The sequence below is a fragment of the Pseudanabaena biceps PCC 7429 genome (genome assembly GCF_000332215.1).
Classification (GTDB): domain Bacteria; phylum Cyanobacteriota; class Cyanobacteriia; order Pseudanabaenales; family Pseudanabaenaceae; genus Pseudanabaena; species Pseudanabaena biceps.
Genome location: NZ_ALWB01000154.1, coordinates 1 through 14287 on the forward strand (window position 1 = coordinate 1; position 14287 = coordinate 14287).

13 protein-coding genes are annotated in these 14287 nt (G+C 44.3%); 8 read left to right on the plus strand and 5 right to left on the minus strand.

The features are described 5' to 3' along the window. Nucleotides 1-377: 377 nt before the first annotated feature. Complete coding sequence (locus tag PSE7429_RS15855; RefSeq protein ID WP_009628275.1) at nt 378-1511, plus strand: cob(I)yrinic acid a,c-diamide adenosyltransferase; 1134 nt, start codon at nt 378-380, stop codon at nt 1509-1511. Nucleotides 1512-1703: 192 nt separating this feature from the next. On the opposite strand, the gene PSE7429_RS15860 is transcribed toward PSE7429_RS15855, so the two are convergent. Beyond that, complete coding sequence (locus tag PSE7429_RS15860) at nt 1704-3977, minus strand: GumC family protein (RefSeq protein ID WP_009628276.1); 2274 nt, start codon at nt 3975-3977, stop codon at nt 1704-1706. Between the two features lie 385 nt (nt 3978-4362). Here PSE7429_RS15860 and PSE7429_RS15865 point away from each other — a divergent pair, with 385 nt between their 5' ends. The 4 genes from PSE7429_RS15865 (at nt 4363) to PSE7429_RS15880 (ending at nt 8299) form a co-directional block, all read left to right on the plus strand. Continuing rightward, nucleotides 4363-4884 (plus strand): cofactor assembly of complex C subunit B, encoded by a 522-nt coding sequence (locus tag PSE7429_RS15865; RefSeq protein WP_009628277.1) that lies wholly within the window; start codon nt 4363-4365, stop codon nt 4882-4884. A gap of 209 nt (nt 4885-5093) precedes the next feature. Then, a complete protein-coding gene (gene lysA, locus PSE7429_RS15870) occupies nt 5094-6524 on the plus strand; it encodes a diaminopimelate decarboxylase (RefSeq protein WP_009628278.1) in 1431 nt (476 codons plus the stop codon). Between the two features lie 144 nt (nt 6525-6668). Continuing rightward, entirely contained in the window at nt 6669-7559 is an 891-nt protein-coding gene (gene cdaA / locus PSE7429_RS15875) for a diadenylate cyclase CdaA (protein ID WP_009628279.1), read from the plus strand. Continuing rightward, on the plus strand, nt 7556-8299 hold the full coding sequence (locus PSE7429_RS15880; protein WP_009628280.1) for an isoprenyl transferase: 744 nt from the start codon (nt 7556-7558) through the stop codon (nt 8297-8299). The genes cdaA and PSE7429_RS15880 overlap by 4 nt, the downstream gene beginning before the upstream one ends. Before the next feature lie 78 nt (nt 8300-8377). On the opposite strand, the gene PSE7429_RS15885 is transcribed toward PSE7429_RS15880, so the two are convergent. Next, nucleotides 8378-10126 carry a diflavin flavoprotein gene (locus PSE7429_RS15885; protein WP_009628281.1) on the minus strand — a complete coding sequence of 583 codons (1749 nt, stop codon included), beginning with the start codon at nt 10124-10126 and terminating at the stop codon, nt 8378-8380. A gap of 170 nt (nt 10127-10296) precedes the next feature. Between PSE7429_RS15885 and PSE7429_RS15890 the strand changes: the two genes are divergently transcribed. After that, nucleotides 10297-10791 (plus strand): phosphoribosyltransferase, encoded by a 495-nt coding sequence (locus tag PSE7429_RS15890; RefSeq protein WP_009628282.1) that lies wholly within the window; start codon nt 10297-10299, stop codon nt 10789-10791. A gap of 251 nt (nt 10792-11042) precedes the next feature. Further along, nucleotides 11043-11627 (plus strand): Uma2 family endonuclease, encoded by a 585-nt coding sequence (locus PSE7429_RS15895; RefSeq protein WP_009628283.1) that lies wholly within the window; start codon nt 11043-11045, stop codon nt 11625-11627. 24 nt (nt 11628-11651) lie between these two features. Here the strand turns inward: PSE7429_RS15895 and PSE7429_RS15900 are convergent, their stop codons facing one another. Both PSE7429_RS15900 and PSE7429_RS15905 read right to left on the minus strand, forming a co-directional pair. Continuing rightward, the gene (locus PSE7429_RS15900; RefSeq protein WP_009628284.1) at nt 11652-12152 is read right to left on the minus strand and encodes a hypothetical protein; all 501 of its coding nucleotides are present in this window, start codon (nt 12150-12152) and stop codon (nt 11652-11654) included. Between the two features lie 194 nt (nt 12153-12346). Then, nucleotides 12347-12577 (minus strand): chlorophyll a/b-binding protein, encoded by a 231-nt coding sequence (locus PSE7429_RS15905; protein WP_009628285.1) that lies wholly within the window; start codon nt 12575-12577, stop codon nt 12347-12349. Between the two features lie 439 nt (nt 12578-13016). Between PSE7429_RS15905 and rsmG the strand changes: the two genes are divergently transcribed. Next, entirely contained in the window at nt 13017-13700 is a 684-nt protein-coding gene (gene rsmG, locus PSE7429_RS15910) for a 16S rRNA (guanine(527)-N(7))-methyltransferase RsmG (protein WP_009628287.1), read from the plus strand. On the opposite strand, the gene PSE7429_RS15915 is transcribed toward rsmG, so the two are convergent. After that, nucleotides 13661-13921 carry a DUF6761 family protein gene (locus tag PSE7429_RS15915; RefSeq protein WP_009628288.1) on the minus strand — a complete coding sequence of 87 codons (261 nt, stop codon included), beginning with the start codon at nt 13919-13921 and terminating at the stop codon, nt 13661-13663. The genes rsmG and PSE7429_RS15915 overlap by 40 nt on opposite strands. Nucleotides 13922-14287 lie beyond the last annotated feature (366 nt).

Here is a 14287-nt window from a genome sequence, read left to right on the forward strand (position 1 = left end):
AGTTCTGTAGTTTATCAATAATCATGACTGTAGATGTGCTTTTTCTTTTTCATCTACTTTAGGCAGTTTGTATCTCTTTTACTCTGCCTTTTTTTCCTTTTTTAGTCTAAACTCCAGTAAAATCAACATTGGAGACTGTAAATTTTTGAGTGTTTAATTGGCAAATTCAACGAAAAACCAACGGTTTCAGCCTGAATTTACACAAAATTTTTTACAGTCTCTATACTTAACGCCTTAAACATAGTTTCACCTTAGTCTTCGTTATTTATTCATGAACGTGTGCGGTTGCCCTACGCTTTGCGCCGCTACTCTTATCTTTGGTCAGATGGGGTTGCTATACTATTACTTTGCGTTGTGAAAAGAGACTAAGTAAAAACATGGCAGCGATTGGCATCATGACCGCACAGGTGCGTCCCGAACGTGAGATCGGACAAATCCATGTTTATGATGGAACTGGCAAAGGCAAATCACAGGCAGCATTGGGCGTAGTTTTGCGATCGCTAGGATTGGGTATGTCCGACACATCACCCTTTGGTACGCGAATTTTATTATTACGATTTCTCAAAGGTTCAGAGCGTGAATATGCCGAAGATGCCGCAATTTCTGCGTTGCAGCAGGGTTTTCCCCACCTGATCGATCACGTTCGCACTGGTCGCGCCGAATTTTTTGATGCGGAGCATGTTACCCCCTTCGATCGCCAAGAAGCTGAACGGGGTTGGGCGATCGCCAAAGGAGCAATGGCTTCGGGACTTTATTCCGTAGTTGTCCTCGATGAAATTAATCCCGTTCTTGATCTGGGTTTAATTCCTGCCGATCGCATTGTTAAAGATTTAAAAAATAAACCTGCCCATCTCGAAGTTATCTGTACGGGACGCGGCGCACCTCAATCCTTAATTGATATCGCTGACCTTCACTCGGAAATGCGATCACATGATGATGCCCATGCTGAAAAATACGATGTTACGGGGATTGAGATTTATACAGGTGCTGGTAAAGGTAAAAGTACATCGGCCCTAGGTCGATCACTCAAGGCGATCGGCACGGGAATCAGCCGAGACCTATCGCACCGCGTCTTAATCATGCAGTGGCTCAAAGGCGGAACAGGCTATACCGAGGATGCGGCGATCGCTGCGCTCAAGCGTGGCTATCCCCATGTCATCGATCATCAGCGCTGTGGTCGGGATGCGATCGTCTGGCGCGGTCAACAGCAAGAAATGGACTGCATCGAAGCTCAACGTGGTTGGGAAATCGCTCAAGCTGCGATCGCTTCAGGGCTATACAAAACGATCGTTCTTGACGAGTTAAATCCTACCGTCGATTTAGATTTATTACCTGTGGAGCCGATCTGCCAAGCCTTACTCAAGAAGTCCCGCGATACGGAAGTAATCATTACAGGTCGTTGCCTCAATCAACCAGCTTATTTCGATCTAGCTTCAGTTCATTCAGAAATGGTCTGCCATAAACACTATGCTGAAAAAGGTGTAGATCTCAAACGGGGCGTAGACTTTTAATACCAAAGCTCAAAATGGCGTAGCCATTTTGAGCTTTGAAAACCCTTACTGGGTTTGGTGTTTAATTCACAAAAGTGTTGTCACACTTTCGTGAATTGGTATTGTAGCTATCGCCAGTCTTGTTAGGATATCAAACCCAAAGTAGAGAGTTGCCGCGCGGAGCGCGGCAACTCTCTACTTTGGGTACTATCTCTAGTGATTGCCCTTAGAGCCTTCGATGGTAGTTATTGTCGAACTAGTGTCCTCTTCCACTTCCTCTTCATCATCTTCTTCACTATCCTCATCGCTCTCTTGCTCAGAAGGATGCAGATAATATTGATCGTAATATCCGTAGTGATATTCACTATCAGAAGAACCAATCATATTAATTAACAATCCCGAAACGTTAGCTCTAGCAGACGCTAAAACTTCTAAAGCCCTTGAAATTCCACTTCTAGTCGAGCGGTTGATTGCCGCAACTAAGATAAATGTATCTACTTTGGAAGTCAGGCATTGGGCATCAGTAATCCCAATCACAGGCGGAGTATCCACCAAAACATAATCATATTCTTGTCTCCATTCCTGCACCAGTGCGGTCATTTTGACAGACTCTAGCAGTAGCATGGGATTAGGAGGAATAGAACCCGATGTCAAAATATGTAAATTGCCCTTCTCATCGACAACCTGAGTCAGCTCTTGCCAAGGACTGGGAGTTGCTAGAGCGGTAGACAGACCAAATTTGTTACTCAATCGCGCTAATTTATGAACGGTTGGTTTGCGTAAATCCGCGTCTACTAGGAGAATCCTATATCCCAAAGACGAGAGAATCATGGCAAGGTTGTAGGTTAAGGTACTCTTACCTTCAGATGGTACTGATGAAGTGAATGCAATCACCTTCATCATGTTATCGGTACCGAGGTAACGCAAATTTAAGGCTAAAGAACTTAAGGCTTCTTTAAAGGCGTAATAACTACTGGTGGGCAAGATACCTTGGCTCAATAAGGGCGCTAGAGAGGCAACTTCAGTCATCGGAATCGAGGCAAGTAATGGGACATCTATAATTTCCCTGACTTCTTCTACTTCACGGATACGTTGATCCAAGCGATCGAGAAGCAATGCAATCAAGACTCCTAAACCTAAGCCTGCAATGGCGGAAATGAACAGACTTCTCTCAATGTCTGGAGAAGAGGGGCGGACTGGGAGAAGTGGTGGTTCTAAAATTTTCCATGAAGATATTTCTTGGGCTTCGGAAATTCTTAATTCTTCCAGTTTTTCGGTGAGCTTATTATAGGTTGAGGTATCAAGATCGAGTTGACGTTGAATTTCCACATAGCGTTGTTGAATCTGAGGAATCTTGGAAAAAACCGCCGCGACCTCAGACTGAGCATTTCTGATGCTCTCTAGTTGGGCTTGGCTCACCGCCAGATTTGTTTGCGCGTCAAATAGTTGTGAAGCTAAATTTTGTTGGATTAAACTACTCGGCTCGTTGGCAATATTGACCGTATTTCCTTTAACTCCAACTACAGACTGAGCGCGAGCCTCTAGTAGCCGATAGAGTTCATCACGACGATCTTTAAGCGCCAGTACACTAGGATAATCTTCGCGAAAGCGCGTGCGCTCCAAGAAGTAGTTAGTTTCCACATCCTGAAATTGTTTTACCAAAGATTGATAGGTCGGGTCTTGCTGCAAAATTGCCCCGCCGATCGCGGACTCTGCCGACTTGCCAACTTGACGGCTCAGCGCCTCATACTGCTGTTGCGATTGCGCTATTTTGATCTGCAATTCTTGCGCCTGAGTTTCTAGAGCCTCACGCATTTTAAAAACTGCGGCGGCGTAGGTGTCGGGATCGACGATGTTATAAGTCTTCCGAAATTGCGTGACGGCTAAAGCTGATTTTTCGAGTTTTTGCTTAACTTGAGGTAGCTTATCTTGGATAAATTTAATGGCATTACTGGACTTAGTGCGGCGATCTTTCAGGCTATATTCGACATAGGTTTGCGATAGCGCACCTAAAACCTCGCGAGCGCGTTTGGGATCGCTGTCCGTATAGGTTAGACGCAAAATCAGGGCATCTTTTTCAGGTCGAATATCCAAACCGTTGATTACGGAAGATGCATCGATCGGTTTAGAAGATCCATCTGATGATTGGCGCATTTTGGCGATCGCACTTTCAATGAGAGGACGACTCTTGAGGATGCCAATTTCTGTACCAAGGTTAATAACGGGGCTAGCAGGTAAACCACTGCTTGGGGCATTAGGAACTTGAATGTCGGAAACAGGGATCGTGGAGTTGTTGATTAGGAGGGAGGCACTAGAGCGATACTGGGGAATTCGGGTAATGGTGTAGTAAGTATTTCCTGCAAATACAGTCACGGAGACTGCTACGATGACGATCCAGCGCTTGCGTAGTACTCGTAAAAATTTGGCAAGTTTAAAAGAGTCATCAACATACTTGCCTACGTAGGTAGCCTTAGGATATGCAGTCATCGTTGTTTTTTACCCAAGTAGCTTTAATTGTCATGCTCTTGATCGCTAATCTTTATATCAAAATCGAGAGAATATAGCAATTCTTGGATCCCTTTGATTGTTTCCCAAGGATTTATTAAGGATCTTATCTATGATCTATTTATAGATCTATTTATAAAGATGGCAAATCCTATTTTAAAGGTCAGGTAAGCAGTTAAACATAATTAAAAACCAAAACCAGAGAGCGTACTGCCCGCGTAGCGGGCGGTACGCTCTTCTAGGTTTTAAGGTTACTTATGCTTTTAGTCTCAAAATCCAAAATTACATTCCTTAGAAGTTTTTAGAATTGCTCTTTATAATGAATGATTGATAGATTGTATCCCAAGCCAATAAAATCTCAGCCCCAATGCCTGAAACAATTCCTACAATATACTCCACCCTATTCTTAACAATTCTGTTGTTTTTGGGGTTGATTTCCTTTTTACGCGGCTCGATCCGCGATCGCACGGTTGATGCTCTCTTTGCGGTAGATAAACTGACTGACGATCGCCTCTTGATGCAGGTGCGCGACTATTTTCGGCAAAGAGCTTACAGAGTAGTAGAGATCGATCCCGCAAGAGATGTGGCGACATTGATCGGTCAAGTTCAACCAAGTTTGTTTCTGGCAATATTTATGTCAGTCTTAGCCGCTATTGGTTTTGTTTGTCTGGGACTAGTTTTAGGTATTTTGATTCCAGATTTAGAGAATCTCTGGCTCTGGTTGATATGTTTAGCACCGATCGCTGGAGTATTTTATTGGCGAGGTACTCCCCGCGAGCGGCAGGTGAGTTTACAGCTTTTGCCCGATGCAAAATTAAAAGTACGCGCCCATAAAGATGAAATTACCGAATTACAGCGATCGCTTAACTTAGAAAAACTAGAGGATTAAAAAACAGAGATAAAGCCTTTAGTGCAATTACAGCCTGAGCCAAAAAGAAGAGAATGGCGGCGCGAAGCGCCGCCATTCTCTTCTTTTTATGCAAACAGCAATAGCAACGTAAAGTTTGAAATAACTTACTTGGATGGTATTAAGAGCGGAAAGCGCTATATTTTTTTATAATAGACTCAAAGAATATTGCAAAATTTTATTGGTACTTAATGACTACTGTTTTACCGAGTCCTTTGACGAGTTTAAAGGCAGAGACGAACGCATCGAATGTGTTAGAAAATAACAAATCAAGCTTAGATCGTTTGTCTCCAAATCAGCAACTTTTACCCCTAACGGCGGTTGTGAATTCCCATGATCACCTAGAGATTGGTGGTTGTGATGTATTGGAATTAGTACAGCAATACGGCTCGCCCCTTTATATTTTGGATGAAGTCAGTTTAAGAACTGCTTGTCAGCAATATCGCGATGCTTTCGCGAAGCATTATCAGGGACAATCGCAGGTTTTATATGCTTCTAAAGCTTGGAGTTGTCTCGCGGTATGCGCGATCGTCAGCTCGGAAGGGTTGGGCATTGACGTTGTTTCCGCAGGTGAGATTTTGACTGCGCTACGGGCTGGTGCTTCTCCGAGTTTGATTTATTTTCATGGCAATAATAAATCGATTGATGAACTTAGCTATGCGCTAGAGTCTAGCTGCACTATCGTGGTGGATAACTGGCACGAACTCAAGACCCTAGATCGACTTGCTAAAGAACAGTCTGATATAGTCAGTTTTCATGCCCCTCGGATTATGCTGCGTTTGACTCCTGGGATTGAATGCCATACTCACGAATATATCCAAACGGGGCATATTGACAGTAAGTTTGGCTTCGATCCTAATGAAATTCCCGCAGTATTTGCTTTCCTTTCAGAGTCTAGCCTTAACTGTATTGGTATTCACGCCCATATTGGTTCGCAGATTTTTGAATTGCAACCGCATCAAGATATTGGTGGCGTGATGGTGCAATGGTACGCATTGGCAGGCGAAAAGTATGGTTTGCATTTCTCCGAAATCAATATTGGCGGTGGTTTGGGGATTCGTTATGTTGAATCGGACGATCCTCCTAGTATCGAAGAATGGGTAAAAACCGTTAGCGCTGGTGTAACCGAAGCTTTTGTTACCGCAGGATTGCCATTACCTAAATTATTATGCGAACCTGGGCGATCGCTAGTTGGTTCAACCTGCGTTACGGCCTATACGATTGGTGGTCGCAAAACGGTTCCTGATATCCGTACCTATGTGACGATTGATGGCGGTATGTCGGACAATCCTCGTCCTATTACCTATCAGTCTAAATATCGGGCGGTGATTGCGGATCGGATGGGTGCGGCTTTATCGCAAACGGTGACGATCGCAGGTAAGCATTGTGAATCAGGTGATATTTTAATTAAAGATATTCAATTGCCTGAGACTAATGCGGGTGACACTTTAGTAGTATTTGGAACGGGTGCTTACAATTACAGCATGGCATCCAATTACAATCGTTTGCCCAAGCCTGCGGCAGTTATTGTGGAAGGTGGCGAATCGAGTTTGATTATCAAACGCGAAACTCGCGAAGATCTATTACGTCAAGATTGCTTGCCAGAGAAACTACGTAGATAGTTACAAGCGTTTGTGCTGATTGCCCACCCTGATTTTCGAGGAATTTTTAAGGGAAGCTAAGCTTTGCATGGCTTTCCTTAAGATTTATGGGTTTAGTAACTCGGTAAAGTGTATATTTTTCAGTTGTGAATGAGAGGGCTATGGATGCAGTGGTTTATAAACATCAACTCAATTGCATTCATGATGAGGGCGATCGATATCCTTGCGGTATTGGGATTAATCTATTTCATGTTGTCTCTCAGCAACGATCGCCGCACTTTATTGATGGTGCGGGGCATCATTTTTCTGCTAATTGCTAGTGTTTTGAGCGATCGCCTTGGTATGCGATTGCTTAATTTCGTCCTAGATAAATTGTTGATTGGTGCTGCCGTGGCAATGGCGGTAATTTTACAGCCAGAAATGCGGCGATTTTTAGAAAGGCTTGGGCGTGGCGATTTACTCTCTTTGATTCAACCGACAACTAATCGAAGGACGGCTGTCGAGACGGACTCAGTGATTGAAGAGATTAACGATGCAGTGATCGAGCTATCGCAAAACCGCACAGGTGCGTTAATGATTATTGAGACGGGAGAACCCATTGACGATCGCGATTTTTCTGTGCCTGGGGTGAAGCTGAACGCATTATTATCAAAAGAGCTACTACATACAATTTTTCAAACTTCAACCCTTTTGCATGATGGAGCTATCTTGATTCGTGAAGATCGTATTCTCGCCGCTGGTGTAATTTTACCAATTTCTGAGCGAGCTGCCTCAAGGGAGATTGGCACGAGACATCGGGCGGCGATGGGGATCACTGATCGGGTGAGAAATTGTTTTTGTATAGTGGTTTCCGAGGAAACAGGCTCGATCGCGATCGCGGAAAATGGGATTTTAGATCGTCCAATCTCTAGTAGCCGCCTGCGAGAAATATTAGAAACTAAATTAGGCAATTATCGTCCAACGACTCTAGGGCGGACAGTTCCGCGATTTAATTGGCTCTGGTCGAGTTCAATTTTTAAAAATATGGTAAGTCGAAAATCGTCAGAAAAGAAATGACAGCTAAGCTACTGCAAACTTTGCCACCAGATCTCGATCGTCATCGTTTGCCCAAACATGTTGCCGTAATTATGGATGGTAATGGACGTTGGGCAAAGCAGAAAGGGATGCCAAGAATAGCTGGTCACCGACAGGGTGTAGATGCTCTCAAGGATTTGTTGCGTTGCTGCAAAGATTGGGGGATTGCGGCTCTGACAGTCTATGCCTTTTCTACCGAAAATTGGAGTCGTCCCGCTCAAGAAGTTGATTTTTTAATGGTTTTATTTGAGCGGATGTTACGGCATGAATTAGAGGAAATGTGCCGTGAGGGGGTTCGTATTTCCTTTGTGGGCGATCTTGATTCTTTGCCCAAGTCTCTGCGCTCGGAAATCGAGCGATCGCAAATAGCAACTGCGAATAATCAAGCGATTCACTTCACCGTGGCGATTAATTATGGAAGCCGTCGGGAGATCCTGAAGGTCTGCCGCCAAATTGCTGAAGCCGCCCAAGCAGGAGAAATTAAACCTGAAAATATTGACGAAAACTTATTCGAGCAGCATCTCTATACGGCGGGAACTGATAATCCCGATCTTTTAATTCGGACTAGCGGTGAGATGCGCTTGAGTAATTTTTTGCTCTGGCAAATGGCCTATACCGAGATGTATTTTACCCACACGCTCTGGCCAGATTTTAATCGCAGTGAGTTTCATCTTGCATTAATCGATTATCAAGAGCGCGATCGCCGTTTTGGCAAGGTCTAAACATAGAGAGGGCGCAAAGCGCCCTCTCTATGTTTTTTATTCCAAGGATTAGCGCCGCAATGCTAATCCTTGGCTATTTTAGTAATGGTTGCCAATTTTACGATGATGGGCTGCCGTAAGGGCATCGGGTTTGGAGACCCGTCCTTCCTCGGCGATCGCATAGATTACCCAGTGATCGCTACATTCCATCCGACTCAGCACTTCACATTCGATAAAAGCAAGAGCATCTGTCAGAATTGGTGCTCCCGACGATGAAATTTGCGTTTTCACACCTTCAAAGCGATCGGCTCCGGGAGCAAATCGTTTGAGGAAATGTTGCATCAATTTGGAATAGTTGCCATCTTCAAGAACGTTTAAGACAAAGCGATCGCCTACTTGCATAAATGACTCGATCGCCCGATCCTTTGCCACGGCGACGGTAAAGCCGAGGGGCTTAAAGCTTGCCTGCGCGACCCAAGAGGCAAGCATGGCACTGCGAGCGCCACCCTTTGCTGCCGAAATAATATATAAACCACCTGCTAAGCGTCCGAGAGCCTTGTCTAGATCGGCATCGATCGCTTTAAGCTGTTTAATATTTTTTTCGCGAGTTAGTAATTGCCCTAAGTCAGTCCCCGCTTCATCGCAGGTTTGATAGGTGGTTTCGTCAGGGTTTTCCCGAACGCGAATCGCGGGAAAAGCCGTAATCACTCCTAAGTCCTTAAATCTGTTATTTAGCAGATCGATGGAGGAATCGCGATCCCCATGGGGTTCGTATAAACCAATGACTTGTTTTTCGCTTGCTGCCGCTAGAATTGCCCCGATCGCCGTTTCGACATGGCTATTGGCTGTAGGGGGAGTGCAAACGACTAGACCTGAGGCATGACCGACTAGCTCGCGTAATTCTTGGAGGTCGATCGCTTTGAGATCCGCCATTTCCACGGCGACTCCAGTTTTGGCAACCCCACGGGCGATCGCTTGCGAGAGGCGATCGCAATAGCCATAGTCAGACACATAGCAAACTACCACGTTGGTTTCGCCCTTAGTTTGGGCTTGGCTCCATTGGCGATAGTTTTCCGTCAGCTCTTTAACGTTATAACGCAGCAAGGGTCCATGACCATTGGCGACAATTTCTGCTTGGGGCAGTTCATCCATGCGTTTCATTGCAGAAATTACCGATCGGGCATTGGGAGCCATCAAGCATTCGTAATAAAAACGATAGTCAGGTGTGATTTTCTGTAGGTCATCGTCGTAGGTTGCTTCACTGCAATAGTGCATTCCAAAAATATCGCAGGTATAAAGAGTCGATGTACCTAGATCGAAGGTCATCATCGTATCTGGCCAGTGCAGATTGGGAGCATTCACAAATTGCAAAACATGACCCTTGCCAAGATCGATCTGGTCGCCATTTTTGACGATCTTCTGCTTGAAGGGATGATGTACCAAATCGTTCAAAAATTGCAAAGCGACCTTTGTACCGACCACCGTTACATTGGGAGCAAGGGCTAGTATTTCTCGCACTAGCCCGCTGTGGTCTGGCTCGGTATGGCTAATTACTAAATATTCGATCTGGGCGGGATCGACTAGCTCTTGTAGCGTATTGAGATATAGTTCGCGGAATTTCGCATGAGATGTATCGACTAAGGCGAGCTTTTCGCCACGAATGATATAGGAGTTATAGGTCGTCCCATTTTGTAGACCAAACTCAATGTCAAAGCGATCGCGATCCCAATCCAGCGATCTAATGGTGGTGGTGTCGGCGGCAATTTCGGCAACCTGTATCGTGAGGCGACGCTCAATCGCTTTTTCCGCAATTTTTTCAACAGACGGCATCTCAGTAATAGCTACCACGATTTTGTCTCCCTATCTCATTTTCATCTACTTCTAGTTTAATCCTTACTTTTCAACAAGTCCAATTGATTGTACTAATTGATACTATAAGTAGCTAACCTAAACCCAAAAATTAGCTACGGCAAAAATATCGCTACTTAATTTCTGGGTTATAACCTCAATCCCTTACTATGTCAGACCTTTACGTTTCATGGGAAGAATATCACGCTAAAATCGAAGATTTAGCAGCCCAGATTTATCAGTCTCAGTGGGAATTCGATCAAATTCTCTGTCTAGCTAGAGGGGGATTACGCATTGGCGATTTGCTATCACGGATTTATAACAAGCCTCTTGCAATTCTTTCGACTTCTTCCTATGGAGGCAAGGATTTTCAGGAGCGTGGCAAGCTGACGATCGCCCATAACATCACCATGACCACAGATACGCTGGGCAAGAGGATTTTATTGGTTGATGATCTGGTCGATTCAGGGGTAACTCTCGCTCGGATTCTCGAATGGCTCAAGGAGCATGAGGAATTTGCCATTACCGAAGTGCGATCGGCGGTTCTATGGTTTAAAGCTTGTTCTGTCGCAAAACCCGACTATTACGTAGATTTCTTAGCCGACAATCCTTGGATTCATCAACCTTTTGAGAAATACGAGAAAATGCAGCTTAGCGATTTATAGCTGTCGCCAGGTGACTTAGGACAAATTAAACCCCAAGAATTGACTGGCGGCGCGAAGCGCCGCCAGTCAATTCTTGGGGTTTATGTCCTCGTATCCTTGGCGACAGCTATACATATGGCGGCGGCTATATAAAATTGAGATAGGCAAAAATAGAAAAAGTAAATCAACAACGCATTGATTTTGGGAAAGGGCGAGGAGATATAAATTGATAATTGATTGATTTAGTAATTGATTTATTAAGAGGCAGTTTTATGGCGATCGCGATTCAACCGAAACCAATTCAACCCAATCTTATAGCGCTGGAAGATTTTTTAGTGCTTCCTGAAACCGAGCCTGCTAGTGAATATATCAACGGAAATATTTATCAGAAACCGATGCCACAGGGAAAGCACAGCACATTGCAGGGAAAATTAGTTGCCAAGATTAATCAGCTTGGGGAACCCGAACAAATCCTGTTTGCTTTTCCTGAACTGCGCTGCACCTTTGCAGGGAGATCTATTGTTCCAGATATCGCCGTATTTGAGTGGGAGCATATTCCCCTAGATGCTAACGGCGAAATTATTAACAGGATTGAAATTCCGCCCGATTGGATCGTTGAAATTCTCTCACCCGAACAGTCGTCGATTGATGTAATCGATAAAATTAGCTTTGCCCTTAAAAACGGCACAAAACTTGGTTGGCTCATTGCTCCTCAAGAAAGAACCGTACTTAGCTTTCAAGGCGATCGCTTTTACAGTCATCGAGGCGAAGATCTGCTACCCGTCCTAGAAGGCTTAGAAGGCTGGCAAGTATCGGTCAATGATTTGTTTGACCTACTTAGCTTTGCAAAGCGTTAGAACCATCGATTTTCTCAAATAAAACTACCAAGATAAAAATGCCGCTTCAAGCCCCTGTTCTCGCTTGACTTTCGCATCGCGTTCTACCCAAGCAATTATTTGCTCAGCGCTTAATTCTTCCAGATGAATGCTGTAATCTTTGGCGATCGCCCCTAACGCTTGCATGGCAGAAATCACCATCCGAGTTAAGAACTTTTCATGGCTCGATAGCTTGGCGGGAGTCACTTCATCCTGTCTCGTATCCTCAAAATCTAAATCGGGATGAGGCGAAGTCCATTTCAGAAATGCCGCATCTTCACCTTGCTCTTGCCGCACCTGCGAATCATGTTCGATCCATTGCACGATTTGCTGTGGGGATAGCTCTTCAGCATGTACGCTCAGTCCTTGGGCGATTTTGGCAATGATACGCAGTGAGGAGATTGTGATGCGCGTCATAAACTTTTCCATCATTGAAAGCATTGCCCCATCGATCGCACGGGCTTCTTCTAGGGTTAAAAATTGGATGGGGTCTTGAGGTATTGACATAAGTTTTTAATATAACTGTTGCCAGTTATATTAGGACAAAATTAAAACCCAAAAGAGAGATGCGGCTTGCCACCTCTCTCTTTTGGGTTTTATATCTGTTGCCAAGCTGTTGCTAAATAGCTGGGCGACGGCTATAAATCCCAAAAGCTTTAGCGCACGCGCAGCGTGCGCTAAAGCTGATTATGCCCAACTACTTAGAAACCGATAATTTGTAACAGCCCTTTACCAGTTACCAGTTCGATCACGACTAAACCCACAAAACCAACCATTGCCAAACGACCATTGATCAATTCGGCATATTCCGTTAGACCAAAGCGATCGTCGCCTTGATCGACATACATTTTGGGTTCGATCGCCCAATTATTGAGAATGCCACGCTCATCTTTAGTGAATGCGGTACGGGGCTTAGTGACTGGTTCGGTCATTGATTTTTACCTTTTTAAAATGTTTTATAACTTTTTATTGAAATTGAAATTAAGCTGTTGGGCATAGTTAAAATCTAGAGTCAAAGGCTGTAGCGCAAGCGCAGCATACCCTACAGCTTTTGGGTTTTTATATTTAATTACGCCTACCTACTTAGCTGAGATTAATTACTGTAAACAGCTAACTCTCATAAATCCTGAAATAAAGGCAATCGGCGATCGCAAGTTACTTTTGAGCGGCAAGCTCACAAGTTATACTCTGGTTGATCGCTTAGCATTGCTACATGAATCTTAATGTTTCTTTGATCTTATCGTCTAATGTCGAAATTCTACAAACATCAAAGGAAAGATATAAGGTTAGATCAATCACTAGTTCAATCACTAGTTCAATCACTAGTAAAGTAGAGGTGGCGCTCTGCGCCATCTCTACAGAAAGTTTTTTATGCCCCACTTTTCCCATTTATTCGACCGTTGGCAATCCACACTTAATTGGTTGCCTAGCCCTACTCAAGTTGACCAGTTTGAGCAATTGTATGAACTTGTGTTGGAGGGCAATTCCAAGCAAAACCTAACGCGCATTACTGCCTCGGAGGATTTTTGGGAAAAGCATCTATGGGACTCGTTACGAGGCGTATTAGCCTTTTGGGGACAGGAAAATATTAAGGTAATTGATATCGGAACGGGGGCAGGCTTTCCTGGATTGCCGATCGCGATCGCGAAACCTTCATGGCAAGTGACCCTAGTCGATAGCAAGCAGAAAAAGATTGCCTTTGTTAAGGAAACGATTCAAGCTTTGCAATTATCTAACGCGATCGCCCAGTCGGGACGAGTGGAAGATTTAAACAAAGTTGCCCCATATAGCAAAAAGTATGATTTAGCCTTAGTGAGGGCTGTGGGTGCACCAGCTATCTGCGCTAGCTATTGTTTGCCATTTTTAAAGAAAAGTGGCACAGCGGTACTTTATCGTGGTCAATGGCTACCCGAAGAAAGTGAACAGCTTGATATATTTTGCGAGCAGGAGGGATTGCAAGTTGTTAAGCAAGAGCGCTTTCAAACCCCCCTTACCTTAGGCGTTCGCCACAGCGTTTATCTTTCGCCGCGCTCGATCTCCATTTCCAACTCATAGGGAGATGCAAAGTTAGAGGAATCATACAGAAATCGAATTACTTCTTCTTCGAGACGGTGGATATGATGGACTTCTACAGCATTAGTAACGCGCAGAGCCGCTAAGTAACCGTCTAAAAAAAGTCTCATTTCATCGGTAGAGCGATAGCCGCGCTCTGACATTTCGACTAAGGAGTCTGTAATCTTTTGGTAATGACGAATGGCGATCGCGTCTTGAAGCATAGGTCAAGCTGGGAATAACTACCGTCCTAGGTGGATTTTGCTGGGGTAATAAAATAGTTCCCTCATATTCCTGACGAGCGATCGTTAGTCGAGCGTTAGTGAGTAAAATCCAACTTTTATCTACCTTCAGCAAAGTAATTCTACCATTTTTAAATGTCGAACCTGTTGCCAAATCTAATAAAGGCTAGGGGTGTTCTCCACCCTCCTTTAATTTATATAGCTATATTCAAACCCAATAGAGAGTTGCGGCGCGAAGCGCCGCAACTCTCTATTGGGTTTGATTTCCTGACTTAAGTGAATATAGCTATATAACGTGAGTTCGGGATAATTTGAAACGGGGTTTGAGAAAGGGTTTGCGTAGCAAAC

Excerpts from the sequence above, each read along its gene's own strand:
- PSE7429_RS15855 (WP_009628275.1), top strand. The coding sequence starts at position 378 with ATGGCAGCGATTGGCATCATGACCGCACAGGTGCGTCCCGAACGTGAG.
- PSE7429_RS15860 (WP_009628276.1), bottom strand. The coding sequence starts at position 3,977 with ATGACTGCATATCCTAAGGCTACCTACGTAGGCAAGTATGTTGATGAC.
- PSE7429_RS15865 (WP_009628277.1), top strand. The coding sequence starts at position 4,363 with ATGCCTGAAACAATTCCTACAATATACTCCACCCTATTCTTAACAATT.
- lysA (WP_009628278.1), top strand. The coding sequence starts at position 5,094 with ATGACTACTGTTTTACCGAGTCCTTTGACGAGTTTAAAGGCAGAGACG.
- cdaA (WP_009628279.1), top strand. The coding sequence starts at position 6,669 with ATGCAGTGGTTTATAAACATCAACTCAATTGCATTCATGATGAGGGCG.
- PSE7429_RS15880 (WP_009628280.1), top strand. The coding sequence starts at position 7,556 with ATGACAGCTAAGCTACTGCAAACTTTGCCACCAGATCTCGATCGTCAT.
- PSE7429_RS15890 (WP_009628282.1), top strand. The coding sequence starts at position 10,297 with ATGTCAGACCTTTACGTTTCATGGGAAGAATATCACGCTAAAATCGAA.
- PSE7429_RS15895 (WP_009628283.1), top strand. The coding sequence starts at position 11,043 with ATGGCGATCGCGATTCAACCGAAACCAATTCAACCCAATCTTATAGCG.
- PSE7429_RS15900 (WP_009628284.1), bottom strand. The coding sequence starts at position 12,152 with ATGTCAATACCTCAAGACCCCATCCAATTTTTAACCCTAGAAGAAGCC.
- PSE7429_RS15905 (WP_009628285.1), bottom strand. The coding sequence starts at position 12,577 with ATGACCGAACCAGTCACTAAGCCCCGTACCGCATTCACTAAAGATGAG.
- rsmG (WP_009628287.1), top strand. The coding sequence starts at position 13,017 with ATGCCCCACTTTTCCCATTTATTCGACCGTTGGCAATCCACACTTAAT.
- PSE7429_RS15915 (WP_009628288.1), bottom strand. The coding sequence starts at position 13,921 with ATGCTTCAAGACGCGATCGCCATTCGTCATTACCAAAAGATTACAGAC.